The organism is Deltaproteobacteria bacterium (assembly GCA_016874755.1).
Lineage (GTDB): Bacteria > Desulfobacterota > Binatia > UBA9968 > UBA9968 > DP-20.
Genome location: VGTH01000027.1, coordinates 1 through 17,045 on the forward strand (window position 1 = coordinate 1; position 17,045 = coordinate 17,045).

Here is a 17,045-nt window from a genome sequence, read left to right on the forward strand (position 1 = left end):
GGCCAGTGGTTACGGCGGGCAGCGCATTGGTTGGAATCGGTCCAATAACCGTATATTGATAGCGTTTTCCAATGCAGAAAACTACATGGACGAGCTATACAAGCTCTACGCAAACTGGGCCGCACTAAGATAATCTGCTAAAAGAACTAAAAACTCTCCGTGCCCGGAGGTGCGGCTTTGTGCCTGCACGTCATTCCCGCTTTGGAAAAAGAATTCAACAAGCCGGCGTTCACCAACTTGAGCGCGGAAGTATGGAACGATCTGATTCGTCCCGGCATCATCCCACCCGTCGAGGGATGGGGGAGACTGCTGGCAAACAGTTAGTTTCCCGCCACCGTCATTTTGGAAATTTTAATCGTCGGCGACGCGATCCGGCCGCGCATTTCCAAGTCGCTGCCGACCATTTCGATGTTTTTGAAAATCTCTTTCAAGTTGCCGGCGATGGTCACTTCTTCGACGGGATAGGTGAGCTTGCCGTTTTCGATCCACAAACCGGCGGCGCCGCGGGAATAGTCGCCGGTCACCATGTTGACGCCGAAGCCGATCAGCTCGGTGACGTAAAAGCCGTTCTTGACCGAGCCGATGATTTCCTCCGGCCCGTGCGTACCGGCGGCAAAGTAGAAATTGGTCGGCGACACGCCGGGAGGTTCGCCGACCGATCGCGACGCATTGCCGGTGGAGGGCATGCCAAGCTTTTTGCCGCTGTAAGTATCGAGCAAATAGCTCTGCAACTTGCCATTTTCGACGATGACTTTCTTGCTGATGGGCAATCCCTCGGCATCGAAGGGCTTGGAACCCAGCGCGCCGGCGATCGTGCCATCGTCGATCACGGTCACATTTTCCGATGCAATCTGTTCGCCCAATTTGCCGGCCAAAAACGACGCGCCTTTGTACAAAGCATAACCGGAGATCGCCGAAGATAAGTTGCGCAGGAGCGAGCCGGCGATTTCCGGCTCGAAAATAATCGGCACTTCACACGTCGCCACTTTGCGCGCGCCGAGGCGCCGCACCGTGCGCTCGGCAGCGCGTTTGCCAACCGCTTGCGGCGATTCCAACCGATCGAACCGGCGGTTGGACGAATACCAATAGTCGCGTTGCATCGAGCCGTTCTCTTTGGCCACCGGCGCCACCGAGATGCCATAGGTCGAACCGCGATATTCGCCGGCAAAGCCTTCGCTGCTGGCATAAATCACGCGGCCCGAGCCATTGGAAAATTCCGCACCTTCGGAATTGGTAATGCGCGGGTCATGACTCAATGCTGCCTTTTCAAGATCGAGCGCCATTTGAATACGCTCATCCACCGACAGCGTGCCTCCTGCATCATCGAGCAAGGCCAGATCCGGCACGTTGCGCGCCAACAGCTCCTTAGCCGGCAGCCCGCCGCTTGGGTCTTGCGCCGTCGCCCGCGCCATCTGCACCGTGTCATCGATCAGCTTGTCGATGGCGTCGCGCGAGATATCTGAGGTCGATGCCGACGCCGAGCTGTTGCCGAGAAACAGGCGCAGCCCGAGACGTTTCTCACCGGACTGACTGATCTTCTCGACCTCGCCCATGCGCACGGTGACGAAAAATGAATCACCCTCAACCATCACGACGTCGCCCGCCGTGGCGCCGCGACTCTTTGCCTTCGCAAGTATTTCTCTGCCGAGTTCTTGGGTCAGCTCTGGACGTTCCATCTTCTCTCCAATCCGTTCCAGCGGTTCAATCCCTCGATACGCGCTTCGCGCCACTCGGGATCGTCGGAATAAAGTCACCGTTTCCCCGAGTAATCCCGCAAGCCTCGATGGGTTTAGTGCGCCGTCCCCCCGACCGTGAGTCCGTCAATGCGAATCGACGGCAGCCCAACCCCCACCGGCACCGACTGGCCGTCTTTGCCGCAGGTGCCGACACCTTCGTCTAGTTTTAGATCGTTGCCGACCATCGACACGCGCGTGAGCACGTCGGGGCCGTTGCCAATTAACGTTGCGCCCTTCACCGGCGTCGTCACCTTGCCGTCCTCGATCAGATAGGCTTCGCTGGCGGAAAAAACGAATTTACCGCTGGTGATATCGACTTGGCCGCCGCCGAAAGAAACCGCATAGAGCCCCTTTTTCACCGAGCGCAAGATGTCTTCCGGCGCGCTCTCACCGGCAAGCATAAAAGTATTAGTCATACGCGGCATCGGAATACACGCGTAGCTTTCGCGCCGGCCGTTGCCGGTGGGCGCCATCTTCATCAGACCGGCGTTGAGCTTGTCCTGCAGGTAGCCTTTGAGGATACCCTTTTCGATCAACACGGTGCGGCGCGTCGGCGTGCCTTCGTCGTCAACGTTGATCGAGCCGCGGCGCGACGGAATCGTGCCGTCGTCGATCACGGTGCACAGCTCCGACGCAACTTTCTCGCCAATACGGTCTGAAAATGCCGAGGTCTTCTTGCGATTGAAGTCGCCTTCAAGGCCATGGCCAATCGCCTCGTGCAAAAGAATGCCCGGCCAACCGGGGCCAAGCACGACGTCCATCGTTCCAGCCGGCGCATCCTTGGCTGACAGATTTAGCACCGCTTGGCGCACCGCTTCGCGCGCGTAGCGCTCGTAATCTTTGGCGTCGATGAAAAAACCAAACTCGACGCGCCCGCCGCCGCCAAAGCTGCCCACCTGGCGGTTGCCGTTTTCTTCGACGATGCAGGTAACATTCAGGCGCGTCAGCGGCTGGACGTCGCCAATCACCAGGCCTTGGGAGTTCGCCACCAGCATGACCTTGTACTCGCAGCCGATCGACGCCATGACGTTTTTTACCCGCGGATCGAGGGCGCGGGCGTATTTGTCGATCTCGTAGAGCAGCGCGACTTTCGTGTCGAGGGGCACATCGTTGACCGGGGTTTTGATCGGATACAGGTCATGTGCCTCGGCCTTTGCTTGCCCCACCGGCACCGGAGCTTGGCCGACGCGATTCTGCGCGATGTAGTGCGCCGTGCGCGCGGCGATTTCCAAATTCTTGATCGTGATATCGTCCGTGTAGGCGTAGCCCGTCTTGGCCTCCGCCAGCACGCGCACCCCGACCCCGTTGGAAGTCGATTGCGAGCAGTTCTTGACGAGCCCCTCTTCAAGACTAACGCCTTCGTTCTTGCGATATTCAAAAAACAGGTCCGCGTAGTCAGCCTTCTGTCCGAGCGCCGCGCCAACAACTTTGTCAAGATCCTTGGTGCCGATGCCAAAATTGCTGTCGAAAAACTTCGCCGGGAGATTCTCCTGTTTCATAAGCGTTACTCCTTTACGAAATTTTTATCATGTGGCGGCCGACCTTTAAAGGCGCGCATTTACTTGATATGGAGAGCAGAGCACCGGCGACTTTCCAACTTGACACCGGCACTCATTGGGCTACAATTTCGCCAGCAACGGCTGTGGGGGAAGGAATTTATGGCTAACAAGAAAATCGTACACATCGTCGGCACCGGCACCATTGGCGAGCCCCTTATAGGCATCCTATCCACCTTTCGGGAACAATTTGGCATCGACGAAGTGACCTTCCATAAGCGCACGCCGTTATTGACCGACCGTTCCAAAGTTAAAGTCTCCGGCGCCAAGGGTGCCAAGCTCGCCGTCGACAAAGACCGCTGGTCGAAGTTTGTTGAAATGGGCATGGAGCCAACTTTCGAAGCCGAAGAGGCGATTGAGCGCGCCAGTGTCATTATCGATTGCACCCCGGTGGGCAACCAGAACAAGGAAAAGATCTACAATAAATACGCCGGCAACGGGCGCGGCTTCATAGCCCAGGGCAGCGAAGACGGCTTCGGCAAAAAATACGCACGAGGGATCAACGATAAAGCATTGGTCAAAGGCAAAGACCAATTCATTCAGGTCGTGAGCTGCAACACCCATAATCTCGCCGTGCTGATCGATACCATCGCATTGGGGCCGGAGAAGGAAGACAATCTGACCGAAAGCCGTTTTGTCTGTATGCGCCGCGCCAACGATCTGAGTCAAGAGGGTGATTTCATTCCAGCGCCCGAGGCCGGCAAGCATGACGATAAACACTTCGGCACGCATCAAGGCCACGATGCGCACGAGCTATTTAAAACCTTGGGGCTAGATTTGAATATTTTCTCGTCGGCGTTGAAACTAAACACCCAGTATATGCACACGATTCATTTCAACCTGCGACTGCGCCGCGCCATCGACAAGGACGAACTTTTGCGCCGCTTCCGCTCAACGCGCCGTGTTGCGTTGACAAACAAAGCTTCCTCCGCCTCGGTGTTTTCATTCGGCCGCGATCACGGTCTGTTCGGGCGAATTCTCAACCAGACCGTGATCGTTAATCAGAGCTTGACGATCCACAACCACAAAGAAGTGATCGGCACGTGCTTTACGCCCCAGGACGGCAATTCGTTATTAAGCAGTATCGCCGCCAGTTTGTGGTTTATGTATCCGGATTCATACGAGGAGAAGTTGGCGCCGGTGCGCCCCTATTTCTTCGACGAGATTTAACTTCGCCCTCTGTGTTCACAAAAAGCGACCGCGGCGCCCAGCCCGGTCGCTTTTTTATTGCTTCACGGCGGCAACATCGATGCCATCAAAAGCCACGGCATCACCGACCCGAATGCCGTGCTTCTGCGCTAGGCCGCCGTTGATCTCCAGCACAAACTGACTAGGCGTTGGCACGCCGCGCGGATCGAGGGAAAAAGGCACCGCCTGCTCGACGATACCGACGATTTTCTTGCCCGCGCTGATGAAGATCATATCCAACGGCAGCGGGGTATTTTTCATCCAAAACGACTGCGGATACTCTTGTGGGAAAATAAAAATCATGCCCCGGTCGGCCGCCATCTCTTTGCGATACATCAGGCCCATCTCACGTTTTGACGGTGTGTCGGCGATTTCCACGGAGAAAGCAATCGCTTTGCCGTCGCGCGTCGTGATCGTCACCTTGGGCTCAGCTTGACAGCTCGTTGCAGCCATAAGCAAAATTCCCGCAACCAGTAGCCGTAGCGCTTTCACCTTACTTGACCACGCTGCGGGCGACGATCTCGGCGATGTCCATCACCTGCATCGCGACCTCCGGCTCTTCTTTGGCGGTTTCCTCGGTGATCATCCGCATGCAAAACGGGCAGCCGGTGGCGACGGTTTTAGCGCCGCTTTGCTTTAGCTCGCGATAGCGGTTGGTGCTCACTCGTTCTTTGCCCTTTTCCTCTTCCTTCCAAAACTGGCCGCCGCCGGCGCCGCAGCAAAAACTATTGGAACGGTTGCGTTCAGGCTCGGTGAGTTTGGCGCCGGTCGCCTGGATCAACGCGCGCGGTGGATCGAAAATCCCGCTGTGGCGGCCCAAATAGCAGGGGTCATGATAGGTGATCGAGTCCGTGCCATTGGCCGCCAGTTTGATTTTTCCGTCGCGAATCAGCTCGTTGATAAAATCCGTATGATGCTTGACCACATAATTGCCGCCGAACTGCGGGTACTCGTTACCAATCGTGTGAAAGCAGTGCGGGCAGTTAGTGACAATGGTTTTGGCTTTGACTTCGTCGAGCACCGCGACGTTTTCCGCGGCCATTTGCGCGAACAAATATTCGTTGCCGGTGCGGCGCGCCGTGTCGCCGGTGCACTTTTCTTCGCGGCCGATGACGGCCCAATCGAGCCCAGCTTGATGAAAGATTTCCGCGAGGCTGCGAGCGATTTTCTGGGCGCGCGGATCAAATGCGACGGCACAGCCGACCCAATAGAGCACGGTCGGATTGGGCTTCTCGGCGAGGGTCGGCACTGGAAACGGCAGGTCTTTGGCCCACACCATGCGCTCGTCCGGCGCCATGCCCCACGGATTGCCAGCGCGCTCCATATTATTAAAAGTGTTTTGTAAGCCCTTAGGAAACTCGGCGGCACTCAGCACACGTTCGCGCCGGATGTCGAGGATGTGCAGCATCTGCTCGTTACCGACGGGGCAAATTTCGATGCAGGCATTGCAGGTCGTGCAGGCCCAGGTCGCTTCTTCACTGATCGCAAACTCGAGCAGCGGCCGCGGGCTAGCCTCTCCAGAGGCAAACGCGGGCAAAATCTTGTTCAGCTCATAGCGCTCGTTGATCAATAGCGCGGCCGGGCTGAGCGCCTTGCCCGTGGCATTGGCCGGACACACGTCCTGGCAGCGGTTGCACATGATACAGGCGTAGGAGTCCAAGAGCCTCGGCCAGGTGAACTCTTCCAATTTGGCCACGCCGAAGACCGCGTCTTCTTTCTCGAAGTCCATCGGTTGCAGCACGCCCGGTTTGTCCTGCTTGAGGGCCAGATTGATCGGCGCGGTAAAAATATGGATATGCTTGGAGCGCACGAAATAAGGGAGAAAGCAAAAAATGGCGCCGAGCGAACCCCACCAGAACAGATGATTCAACACTTCGAGCACGCCGGGGCTCACCGCCGAGAAAAGGCCCGCGAACAGAGAGCTAACCGGCAAGAACGGATCGTGGCCTTGGCGCGCCACCTGGGTCGCTTTGAACAGCAAACGGCAGCCGACGTGAAACAGTATGAAAGCCGCAACGATTTGTGAGTCGCGCGCAATCCCACCGCGCACCTCCGGCAGCACCGGCGTGTTGTCGGCAAACGAAAAATCCTTTGGGCGAAACACAAAGCGCCGCAGCACCATGCCGACCACACCCGCCAGCACGCCCAAGGTGAGGAAATCGGCGAGCAGATTAAACGGATTCCAAAGCCCGCCGTGCAGCTTCAGCGCGAAAAAGCCCTCTACGAGGTCGACGAAATTGACCGCGAAATAGCTGACAAAGCCATAAAAAATTAGCGCATGAAAAAACGAAACCACCGGGCGCGTCTTGAAAACCGTTTGCTGCGTCAAGACCTGCCATAGGCCACGGCGAATCCGCTCGGCCAAATTGTCGAAACGAGCATCGGGTTTGCCACGGGCGATGGCACGGTAAACTTCGCAGAATCGCTTGCCGCCGTAGTAGAGGGCAGCGCTAGCGAGCAGCAAAAACAAGATTTTTTCGATCCCGGTCAACATACCGCCACCACCGACCTCCGTTTCTCGCACCTTCCGCTAAGAACATTCGTCAACCAAAGCACGTAGATCGTCACAAGCGCAACCCAATTGAAGGGCGCACGACAACGCTCAGGGCAGCCTCAGTCGCAGTCTAAGCGGAATAACCGAGTTTTTTGGAAAGATCGCTACTCGCGCGCAGAATCGTTGGCGCAATGCTAGATCTAATCACCTCAGATGAAAACCTGTGGCTCGGCCCGATCACCGCCAGACTGCCCACCAACGTCCTGGTATAGTCACGTATCGGCGTCGCCACCGAACTGACTTCCTGAGCGAACTCTTGTTGCTCCACAGCGTACCCCTGCTCGCCGATTTCCCTTATCTGTTGATCGAGCAGATGGCGGTCGACGATCGTCTTGTCCGTGTAGCTTTGCAAACGTTCCGGCAGGGTTTGGCCCAGTGCCGCTTCAGATTCAAAAACCAGATGGACCTTGCCCGCGGCCGTGCAATGGGGCGGCAGCAGGGTGCCAAGAAAGGACGTGACCCGCACCGGCCGGCGCGCTTCGACGAAGTCGAGGGGAATGACCCCGGCGCCTTTGCGCACAGCCACGAAAACGCTCTCGTTCAACGACTTGGCAAGCTCTTGCAAAACGGCGCGCGATTGCAGCAACAGACCGGTCTGATGAATGAAAGTCTGACCGAGTTGCAGGCATTTCAAGCCGAGTCGATAATTTTCCGTCAGCCGGTTCTGCTCGATGTAGCCGCGCGCTTCCAAGGTCGCGAGCAAGCGAAACACGTTGTTTTTGTGCAGCTTTAACCGTTTACTCAGCTCCGTGACGCCGATCTCTTCGATGCTGCCATTGAACTGCTCCAGAACGTCAAGGGCGTGTGAAACGGACTGAATTGTGTAGTTAGATTTTTCACGCCGGACCATGGTCCCCTCTTCCCTACCAAGAACTGAACAAGTAGCTTTCCACGTTTGGTTCCAAAAAAGCGTTTTAACCTACCTTGGGGGGGTCCGGCTTGTCAAATGACGAAATTCCTGCCGCTTGACCGCCTAGAAGCTATCGTGCAGAATGCTGTTTGTGGCACAGCGAGTAGGTCTCACGCGTAAAGTGCAATCCTGGTGCGGCTGGCGAATCGATCCCTGCCGGCGCTATCGCTAAATATTAAATTGGCGCAACGAACGGCGGCAGGGCCATGGGGAAACCTCATGGCCCTTTTTGTTTCTACGCATGCTTCAACCGACATTTAAAGAATTTGTCCAGCTCGCCAAGCGCGGCAACCTGGTTCCGGTCTATCAAGAACTATTGATGGACTTGGAAACACCGCTCTCCTTTTTTAAGCGTTTGGAGCGAGATCGCTACGCCTTCCTGCTCGAAAGCGTCGAAGGCAGCGAGCGCTGGGCGCGTTACTCTTTTCTTGGCACCCGCCCGCAGCGAGTCTTCAAAGCGCGCGGCGATCAGGTCGAAATCATCGAACATGGCAAGACTAAACGCTGCACCGTCGCCGAGCCGCTCAAAATGCTCGAAGAGCTATTAAAAGGCTGCAAGCCAGTGACGGTGCCGGGCGTGCCGCCGTTTTTTGGCGGCGCGTTGGGTTACGTCGCTTACGATGCCGTGGCGCAGCTGCACGAGGTGCCCAGCGACAAGCGCGACCCGCTCGACACGCCCGAGATATTTTTTCTCTTTGTGCAGACGCTAGTTGCCTTCGACAATCTGAAACATACCATCAAGGTCATCGACAACGTGCGCATCGACACCGGCACCGACCTGCGCAAAGCCTACAATCAAGCCAGCGCGCGCATCGAAAAAGTCATTTCGACTTTGCAAAAAAAACCGCGCGGCATCGAAAGCCGCGCCGTGGCCGGCGGCAACGGCAAAGTCAAATTTCGCTCCAATTTGTCGCCGGCAAAATTCAAACAGGCCGTCGAACGGGCTAAGGAGTACATCCGCGCCGGCGACATCATCCAGGCCGTGCTCTGCCAGCGGCTGGAGACCGAAACCCAAAGCGATCCGTTCGAGATCTACCGCGCCCTGCGTTTCATCAATCCATCGCCTTACATGTATTATCTGGAACTGGAGGACCTGCGTGTCATCGGCTCCTCACCCGAGACGATGGTCCGCCTGACTGGTGACACCATCGAGCTCCGCCCCATCGCCGGCACGCGCCGGCGCGGCGTCACCCCGGAAGAGGAACGCGCTCTAGAAGCGGAGCTGCTCGGCGACCCCAAAGAACGCGCCGAGCATATTATGCTGGTCGACTTAGGGCGCAACGACGTCGGCCGGGTCGCCAAGATCGGGACCGTGGAAGTGAACGAATTGATGGCGATCGAGCATTACTCACATGTGATCCATATCGTCTCCAACGTGCGCGGCCAGCTGGCACCGGAGAAATCTGCCTTCGACCTGTTCGTCTCAGCCTTCCCCGCCGGCACGGTCTCAGGTGCGCCGAAGATTCGCGCCATGCAGATCATCAGCGAGTTAGAGCCGCAGAAGCGCGGCCTCTACGCCGGCGCCATTGGCTATTTCGGCTACAACGGCAACCTGGATACCTGCATCGTCATCCGCACCATCGTCATGAAAGCCAAAAAAGCCTATATCAACGCCGGCGCCGGCATCGTCGCCGACTCCGATCCCGAGTCCGAATATCAAGAAACCCTCAACAAAGCCCGCGGCATGCTCAAAGCGATTGAATTGGCCGAGCAATGGAGGAAGCGATGATCCTCCTGATCGACAATTACGACTCATTTACCTACAACCTTTATCATTACCTGGGCGAGCTCGGCGCCGACGTCAAAGTTTTTCGCAACAACAAAATCACCCTCGACGAAATCGCCGCGCTGCGCCCAGAGAAGATCGTCATTTCTCCGGGCCCTTGCACACCGAAAGAAGCCGGTATTTCCTGTGACGCCATCCGCCGCTTCGGCGCTCAGACACCGATTCTCGGTGTCTGTCTCGGCCATCAATCGATCGGCGCCGCCTACGGCGGTGCCATCATCCGCGCGCCGTCGATCATGCACGGCAAACTGTCCGCAGTTAGCCACGACGGCAAAACCATCTTTCGTGCAGTAAAAAACCCCTTTGCCGCCATGCGCTACCATTCGCTAGTCATTGACTCCACCCGCGTGCCGGAAGACTTGGCCATCAGCGCGCGCACCGAAGGCGGCATCATCATGGCGGTGCGCCACAAGAGATTTCCGGTTGAAGGCGTGCAATTTCACCCCGAATCGATTCTCGCCGAGGAAGGCAAAAAACTCTTAAAGAACTTCCTCGATAGCTACTAAGGCGCGATGAAACTCTTGTGCTTTCAGACTAAACGCTTTCGCTGGAAGAGCCACTCGAAAACGTTGCCGGATGTCCCCGACCTGGACATCGAGGAAAGCGTTGCTGAAGCCGTCGTCATTTTCGTTCATGCCGAAGCCAAGGATGAAAGCGACGAACGGCAAGGGTCCGTACTGCGCCAGAGCCTCAAGCACATCAAATGGCTCGCCAACAAACGCGGCCTAAAAAACATTGTGCTGCACTCCTTCACCCACCTGGGCGGCGCGACGGCGAGCGCAGCCTATGCCCAAGCATTTATCGAAGGATCAGCCCAACGGCTGCGCGAAACCGGCTACCAGGTCTGGATCACACCGTTCGGCTATTTCTGCGAGTGGGATTTGAGCGTTTACGGCGACAGTCTGGCGAAGGTTTGGAAAGAAATCTAGCGGCGCAGCGGCGCCCTGCGCGGTACTATTTCGAATCGTGTTTGCGAATAAACTCGCCGATCTGATTGCTTAGTAGAAACGGCAGGCTCTTGCGAATTTCTTCATCGGGCCAATTCCACCAAGCAATCTTCAGCAATCCTGCGATTTCTTCCGGCGTAAAGCGATATTTGATCACTCTCGCGGGATTGCCGCCAACGATGGCGAAGGGCGGAACATCCTTAGTGACGACTGCATGGGCGGCCACCGCGGCACCGTGGCCAACTGTAACCCCCGAAAGGATCAAACACTTTCGGCCCAACCAGACATCGCTGCCGATGGTGACGTCCCCTTTGGTCGCAGGATGTCCGACAATGTGGCGCGCCTTGTCCCAAAGAACGCTAAAAGGATAAGACGTTACCCAATCGGTGCGATGCTCTCCGCCAAGGAGTATCGTCACGCCGTCGGCGATCGAACAGAAGTTGCCGACCCGCAAAGTCGCGCCTTCGCCCCACGACAACACCTCCAAGTCGCCCGCGTAGCTGCCTCTGCCAAATTCGTACTCTGGGAACCGCTCCTGTAAGGCCCGCGTGGAGACATCTTCTTTGAGAACATGCTCCAGGAGGCCCGCAATTTTTTTCTTGATCGAAGTATTCTTGGCCATCGGCTGTACAGTCTATTGCGATCAATTCTCCGCTTGATTGCAAGATCAGATCTTCAAGAGCCGCTTCGCCGTCCCGCTGAGAATCGCCTCTTTTTGGCCAGCTGTCAGTTCGAGCGCGTGCACCGCGCCAATATAGGCCCGGATGTCTTTCATCCCCCTGCCGGTGTCGGTGTTGACGCCGCTGAAGTCCTGCGGATAGTCGCTGGCAAAGACGAGCTGCTCCGGGCGCATCCCTTGGAGGGCGCAGTTGAGCGCCGGCAGACAACCTTCGAAGCCGGCAAGGTCAAAATAGAGTTTGTCGAAGTACACGCCTAACGGCTGTTTCAACGTGCCAAAGCGGTAGCCTTTGTTAAGCAGGCGGTCTTTGACCGCGGCGATGCCGCCGCCGAAGTGGGCGATGACGAGCTTGAGATCAGCAAACCGGTCAAAGACGCCGCCAGCGATGAGCCGCGTCGTCGCCACCGTGAGATCGACTTCGCGGCCGAGCACGCGCGGCAGATCGTAGTCCTGCAAGAGATCGTAGCCGATTGGCGCAAGCGACGGGTGCACAAAAATCGGCACGTCCAACTCACAACATTTTTCGTATAGTGGGTACAGCTTTTCCGAGTCGAGCGACAATCCATCGGTTTGCGAAGTGATGGTCGTGCCCTTGAGCCCAAGTTGGCGCACGGCGCGGTCGATTTCAGCGACGGCGGTTTTGCCTTCGAGCACCGGCGCCTGCGCCAGACCGACGAACTTGCCCGGATATTTCGCCTGCACCTTCGCAAGGTCCTCGTTAATCATGCGGCACTCTGCCATTGGCGCGCTCCAACCAAGCAGACAGGAAAGCACCGAACAATCGATACCGGCCTCAGCCATTTCTTCGAGCTGCAAGTCGAGATCGTAGAGCCGCGTGTGCAGGGTGGTGGCGCGCTTGCCGCCCTCTTGCAGATAGGTCCTCTCGCCTTTTTCAGAATAGAGCCCGCGCTTTTTCGCCAATTCAACCGGCACATAGTGATGTTGAAAATCGATAACCATGGTTGTCACCTCTGTTCTGCCTCAAATTAAGAAAGTCCATCTCACCACGAAGCACCCAGCGCGGGGAGCCGCAACCGACCGGAAGAATCTCCCGCAAAGGCACAATGTTTCGGAGGGGAAATATTCGCCACGAAGGCCACGAAGACCACGAAGGTAAGAAAATCAAGAAGTTTTCTCCGAACTTTGCGTCCTTCGTGCGCTTCGTGGTGAAAAATTCTCTTTGCACTTCACCGAGCCAGGTTCTTTGCGCCTAGATCCGCGCATTCGTCTCTCTTCTACGTACGGCGCCAGCGAAACGAGACTGCTATAGCCAATAACCCGATTGGCAAGAGCCACGCAAACGCAAAGCTCTGCGCGCGGGCAAATACCGTTGGCTCGCTCCATAGCTGGCGACCACCGGCGTTTTCCATGAGCGCCACCGCCAGGGTAATACCGATGGTGCCTGCCGAGGTGCCGAACGAGCTTAGCATCGCTGCTAACACGCCATAATCTTCTTGCCCGACGGATGAAAACGCCATCTTCTGATTGGCCGGCGTGAAGCAGCCGATGCCGCAACCGATCAGCGCCAACACCGCGCTCGCGCCAAGAAACGTCGAATGCGCGCCAAGGCGCGCGTAGAGCGCAACGCCAAGAACTATCGTCACGGCGCCGAGGCCAGCGATGCGCCGCGCATCGAAGCGGTCGGCCAACCGACCGCTCAGTGGCGAAGCCAGCGCAGTCGACAACGGCAAGACGGCCAACAGCAAGCCTGCTTGCACCGCCGAAGCGCCGAGCACGTTTTGTAAATACAGCGGCGCGCACAGCGCCAGCGGCTGATGCAGCATGTGCGTTAAAGCATTGACCAGTTGGGCCACCGCCATGCGGCCGCGGCGGAAGATCGCGACCTCCACCAACGGCTTCACGACGCGGAGCTCGACAACCAAGAACGCGCTCAAACCGCACAGCGCGATCACAAACGCCGTTAACACGAGCGGCTCGCGCCAGCCGATCTTCGCGCCAAAGGTCAAGCCGATCAACAAAGCAGGATAGCCTATGAGCAGTGCCAACGAGCCCGCGAAATCGAAGGGCTCGGGGCGGCGCGCGCCGATACCGCGAAGGATCTGCGCGACTGAGATCGTGACTGCGACGCCAACCAGAAAGTTCATCCAGAAAATCCAGCGCCAACCGCCCGCTTGTAGAAGAAAACCGCCGACCGTCGGGCCAGACATGCGACCGACGGCAATAGCGGCGGCGAAGAATCCCAAAGCACGGCCGCGCCGTGACGCCTCGAAGCTCGCCGCCAAGATCGCGGTCGACATGGGCAGCGCCATCGCCAAGCCCATGGCCATCACCGCTCGCGCAAACAACAAGGCAACAAACGAATCTGCCAAAGCCCCAAGGCCCGCGCCGGCCGCATAGAATGCTACACCAATTTTGTACAAACGGCGCTGACCGAAAATGTTGCCCGCCCTGCCGAAGCAAAACGACAAGCTCGAGATGGTGACGACACCCATCAGCGTCACCCACTGCAACTCGGCGAGACTGTTGCCAAACTGTTTTTGAATTGCCGGCAGCGCCACACCGATGCTGCCGAAGCTGTTGAAGAACAGAAACGCCGCGAGGCCAGTCACCGTGAGCATGGCTCGCTCCTCAGCGCGCGACAGTGGCGATTCAGATAACGAAGGAGCTTGCGATGACATAAGGGAACGGCGCGGCGGGTTTTACCATCCTTAACGCATGTTGGGCGCCAACGAAACTAGCGCGGCAAAGATTTTGTTGAGCAATTTTGTTCAGCACGCGAGATGAGCTTTCGATTTTTGTCCAACATTTTACGTTTTTGTTCGCTTCACGGCCGTTAGAAACTCTATGAAATTTTCTTTCTACATCCAGAAACCCTTGGAGCATCGGTGCTTTACGAAGTTGCGACCAGATCTAACCTAGTTGGCATGGCTTTCGCTGTTGTTCCAAAGCGAAGTCCACTGCGGCTTCGGAGGGTGTCGGACCCCTTTTGTGTATGGCGCAGGCCGGCAACAGCTTGGCGATAATTTTTGCACGCGCGCAATGTAGTACGAGCGCGCCGTTGAAATGACAGTCAAACTCTGACGGCCTGCGCCACGCACACTCGCAACCCCTGCCTGCTCTTAGGGAGCTAATCTATGGAGAACCTGGTTGTCTGGATCCTGATTTTCGCCGGGGCGACCATCGGCCTGCTGGCTACATTCCTACTTGCCTCGGAAAGACAGTTGCAACAGGCGGAAGAACAAGAAGCACAAGTCAAATCTAATCAAACAGCAGATGCGGCGCAGCTCTCCACCTATGCCACTCCGCGCGGCGAGGAGTTTCACGCCGGCGAACCCCACAACGAGCTGGTGCGCGAAATCACCAAGCTCAACAATGAAATCAAGTCTAGTCAAGCGATGGTGACCGAGCTCCAAGAATGGTTAGTGCATAGCCAGCGTCGGCAGCAAGATCTGACCGAACGCGCCGACCGTCTGGAGACCGAGCTCGACGCCTACAGGCGCCAACCAAAGACTGCATCGCGCGCGGACGAAGGTCGCCGAGAAGAAACACTGATTGAGTTGAACGCCCCGCAAAGTGAAACTGTTGTGACTCATCCCCCGGTTTCGCGCGAGCAGCACGAAGAATTGACGCGTGCAGCTGAGCGTTTGCGGCAACAGGGGGCCGAAGATTGCGCCAGGATCGACGAACTGGAAGGCGCTCGCCGGCAGCTCGTTGAGAGCAACCGCGCAACCAACGAAGACAACCAACGGCTGCGCGCGCAGGTCGACGAGCTGCGGCAGCAGCTTCAGGGCTGCAACGAGGCACGCGAACGTTGGCAACATGCACACATGGTGCTGGGTGGCATTGCCGCCAAGCAAGCGGCCTGCGCGGGCAGCGCCCAAGAGGTTCAGCATGCGCTGCTGCAGCTGACCGAATTCATGGTTAGCGGTAACAGCGCTCAACTATCAGCACCCACGCCGGAGCCGGCGAAAGACTCCCACGATGACCCGGTGGAATTAAGCGAACGCCAAGTGTTCTTCTCACCGCCCCTGGCGGACAATCGCGCGGACCGGCGGCTACGCCATCGCACCGACACACGCGCTGACATGGCTAGCTCGGCACTGGCGATTACCGTGTTTGTGTTCGCCATTGGCATCCTCGTCAGCCAAACCTGGCGTCTCAATCCGGCCGAGCCACCGGCCAACGGCGATGGCACGTCTGCGCAGAAGTCGCTGTCAAACGGCAAAGCCGGCGCGACCGAACGCACCACGGGCGAGCCGCCGCAAAAACAAACGGCCCAACTCACCGAAGCCAACGCCGACGAACGAGTCGAGGCGCAGGCCGGGACGAAGTAGCCGTGGTCACACCAAGCGTTTGAGCAATCGGTGAATGGTCTTGTTCTTGCGGATTTCCCGCTTCAAGCCGGCAAGATGAGACTCACTGAGAATCAACGGCCCACCCTGATAGAATCCTTCGTGGTAGTAGCAAAAACGCAGCGACTTCTCGCCCGAGTCGAACGATAGCAGCTGAATCGAAGGCTCGTGATACTGCGTTTGGGAGCGAGCCTCCTCGCTGATCCAGCCTTCGCCCCAATGCAGTTTAAAGCGTCTTTTGCCGACAGTTTTGGTTTTCTTCATAGCTCTCATCGGTATAGTCGAAGCGTGCCCGACGTGTCCAACAGGAGTGTGGCCAGCCTTCGGCCGCTAGACCGAGCTCTAACGCCATGGTATGAAACGGGGCAATTGTCCAAGGAGCTCACTATGGCAAAACGCAAAAGCATCCACATCAAAGGCATGGAACATGGCGCACCGATCCCCAACGGTGCGGTGCTCGGCAACGTAGTTTTCTCTTCAGCGATCGGCGGTAAAGACGCGAAGACCGGCGTGTTGTCCGACGACCCCGACGAGCAGGCCGCAGCGATGTTCCGCAATCTGGAACTCTTCATGGAAAGCGTCGGCGGCACGCCGGCCAACATCGGCTACATGAAGGTCTATTTAAAGGACGAAAAATACCGCGACAACGTCAACGGCCCCTGGCTCAAAATGTTCCCCGACGAGCACGACCGCCCGGCGCGCCATGCGATCAAAGTCGACCTGCGCGGCAAGAATTTATTTCAAATCGAAGTGATCGGGGTGCTGTAAGACTCGGAATATCTCGCGCAAAGACGCCAAGGGCGCAAAGAGATCTTCAACACCAAACGCTTTCACGCCTGGATGCATTATTATAAGCCGGGCCAGAAAGACGACATGCATTGCTACAACGCCGACCAGACGTTCTACGTCATCGTGACGCAACTGTGCCGGCTGTTCCAAAGCGGTCGCGCTTGGCAGATCAGGCACAGCCGGAGTTCTTTTTCGGGAACTTTTCGCGGCGCTGGGAGTTAACCCCATAAATCCCTTCCGACGAGGAGTTCCATGGGGCCGCGCATTAGCAGATTTCTCGCGCCATTTTTCTTTGGCGTTTGCCTAGTCTCCTCCGCTCCAGCCCAGCACCGCTCCCGGCAGGACATTGAGAAAGAATATCTCGCCCACGCGCAGCAGGCGGTGCCGCGCGATGCTTTTCCCGTGCTGCTCAACCCAGCCATGGGAACAGTGGCCGACGGCGACAAGCTATTTCAGGCCAATGAATGGATCATCGGCGTTGCCATCAATGGCGAGGCCAAAGCCTACCCGGTCACGGTGATGGGCATCCATGAGCTGATCAACGACAAGGTGGGAGGCCAGCCGATCACGGTCTGCTGGTGACCGCT

The 17,045-nt window shown here is 57.3% G+C and carries 16 protein-coding genes; 7 read left to right on the top strand and 9 right to left on the bottom strand.

Translation table 11 applies throughout. The features are described 5' to 3' along the window. Positions 1-320 precede the first annotated feature (320 nt). Both FJ145_16480 and tldD read right to left on the bottom strand, forming a co-directional pair. Positions 321-1,676: a TldD/PmbA family protein gene (locus FJ145_16480; GenBank protein MBM4263014.1), complete on the bottom strand. Its 1,356-nt coding sequence runs from the start codon at positions 1,674-1,676 to the stop codon at positions 321-323. A gap of 113 nt (positions 1,677-1,789) precedes the next feature. Continuing rightward, on the bottom strand, positions 1,790-3,235 hold the full coding sequence (tldD, locus tag FJ145_16485; protein ID MBM4263015.1) for a metalloprotease TldD: 1,446 nt from the start codon (positions 3,233-3,235) through the stop codon (positions 1,790-1,792). A 159-nt stretch (positions 3,236-3,394) separates the two neighbouring features. Here tldD and FJ145_16490 point away from each other — a divergent pair, with 159 nt between their 5' ends. Beyond that, positions 3,395-4,462, top strand: a complete 1,068-nt coding sequence (locus tag FJ145_16490; GenBank protein ID MBM4263016.1) for a hypothetical protein — start codon at positions 3,395-3,397, stop codon at positions 4,460-4,462. Positions 4,463-4,516: 54 nt separating this feature from the next. Here the strand turns inward: FJ145_16490 and FJ145_16495 are convergent, their stop codons facing one another. The 3 genes from FJ145_16495 to FJ145_16505 form a co-directional block, all read right to left on the bottom strand. Continuing rightward, a complete protein-coding gene (locus FJ145_16495; protein ID MBM4263017.1) occupies positions 4,517-4,954 on the bottom strand; it encodes a DUF192 domain-containing protein in 438 nt (145 codons plus the stop codon). Positions 4,955-4,973: 19 nt separating this feature from the next. Further along, on the bottom strand, positions 4,974-6,974 hold the full coding sequence (locus FJ145_16500; protein MBM4263018.1) for a (Fe-S)-binding protein: 2,001 nt from the start codon (positions 6,972-6,974) through the stop codon (positions 4,974-4,976). Positions 6,975-7,104: 130 nt separating this feature from the next. Continuing rightward, positions 7,105-7,884 (bottom strand): IclR family transcriptional regulator, encoded by a 780-nt coding sequence (locus tag FJ145_16505; protein MBM4263019.1) that lies wholly within the window; start codon positions 7,882-7,884, stop codon positions 7,105-7,107. 301 nt (positions 7,885-8,185) lie between these two features. Between FJ145_16505 and trpE the strand changes: the two genes are divergently transcribed. From trpE to FJ145_16520, 3 genes are read left to right on the top strand one after another with little or no spacing between them, the layout of a single operon-like run. After that, positions 8,186-9,673: an anthranilate synthase component I gene (gene trpE / locus FJ145_16510; GenBank protein ID MBM4263020.1), complete on the top strand. Its 1,488-nt coding sequence runs from the start codon at positions 8,186-8,188 to the stop codon at positions 9,671-9,673. Then, positions 9,670-10,236, top strand: coding sequence for an aminodeoxychorismate/anthranilate synthase component II (locus FJ145_16515; GenBank protein MBM4263021.1), 567 nt, complete (start codon positions 9,670-9,672; stop codon positions 10,234-10,236). The genes trpE and FJ145_16515 overlap by 4 nt, the downstream gene beginning before the upstream one ends. Positions 10,237-10,242: 6 nt before the next feature. Then, positions 10,243-10,659, top strand: coding sequence for a hypothetical protein (locus tag FJ145_16520; protein ID MBM4263022.1), 417 nt, complete (start codon positions 10,243-10,245; stop codon positions 10,657-10,659). 25 nt (positions 10,660-10,684) lie between these two features. On the opposite strand, the gene FJ145_16525 is transcribed toward FJ145_16520, so the two are convergent. From FJ145_16525 to FJ145_16535, 3 genes are all read right to left on the bottom strand, one after another. Continuing rightward, positions 10,685-11,299, bottom strand: coding sequence for a CatB-related O-acetyltransferase (locus tag FJ145_16525; GenBank protein ID MBM4263023.1), 615 nt, complete (start codon positions 11,297-11,299; stop codon positions 10,685-10,687). A 45-nt stretch (positions 11,300-11,344) separates the two neighbouring features. Beyond that, positions 11,345-12,316, bottom strand: a complete 972-nt coding sequence (locus FJ145_16530) for an amidohydrolase (protein ID MBM4263024.1) — start codon at positions 12,314-12,316, stop codon at positions 11,345-11,347. Positions 12,317-12,591: 275 nt separating this feature from the next. Further along, positions 12,592-13,995: an MFS transporter gene (locus tag FJ145_16535; GenBank protein MBM4263025.1), complete on the bottom strand. Its 1,404-nt coding sequence runs from the start codon at positions 13,993-13,995 to the stop codon at positions 12,592-12,594. A 456-nt stretch (positions 13,996-14,451) separates the two neighbouring features. Here FJ145_16535 and FJ145_16540 point away from each other — a divergent pair, with 456 nt between their 5' ends. Next, positions 14,452-15,651: a hypothetical protein gene (locus FJ145_16540; GenBank protein ID MBM4263026.1), complete on the top strand. Its 1,200-nt coding sequence runs from the start codon at positions 14,452-14,454 to the stop codon at positions 15,649-15,651. A gap of 6 nt (positions 15,652-15,657) precedes the next feature. Here FJ145_16540 and FJ145_16545 read toward each other — a convergent pair whose 3' ends face one another. Then, on the bottom strand, positions 15,658-15,933 hold the full coding sequence (locus FJ145_16545) for a hypothetical protein (protein ID MBM4263027.1): 276 nt from the start codon (positions 15,931-15,933) through the stop codon (positions 15,658-15,660). 123 nt (positions 15,934-16,056) lie between these two features. On the opposite strand from FJ145_16545, the gene FJ145_16550 reads away from it, so the two are divergent. Both FJ145_16550 and FJ145_16555 read left to right on the top strand, forming a co-directional pair. Then, entirely contained in the window at positions 16,057-16,437 is a 381-nt protein-coding gene (locus FJ145_16550; GenBank protein ID MBM4263028.1) for a RidA family protein, read from the top strand. 273 nt (positions 16,438-16,710) lie between these two features. Continuing rightward, entirely contained in the window at positions 16,711-17,040 is a 330-nt protein-coding gene (locus FJ145_16555) for a DUF3179 domain-containing protein (protein ID MBM4263029.1), read from the top strand. The last annotated feature ends 5 nt before the right edge of the window (positions 17,041-17,045 follow it).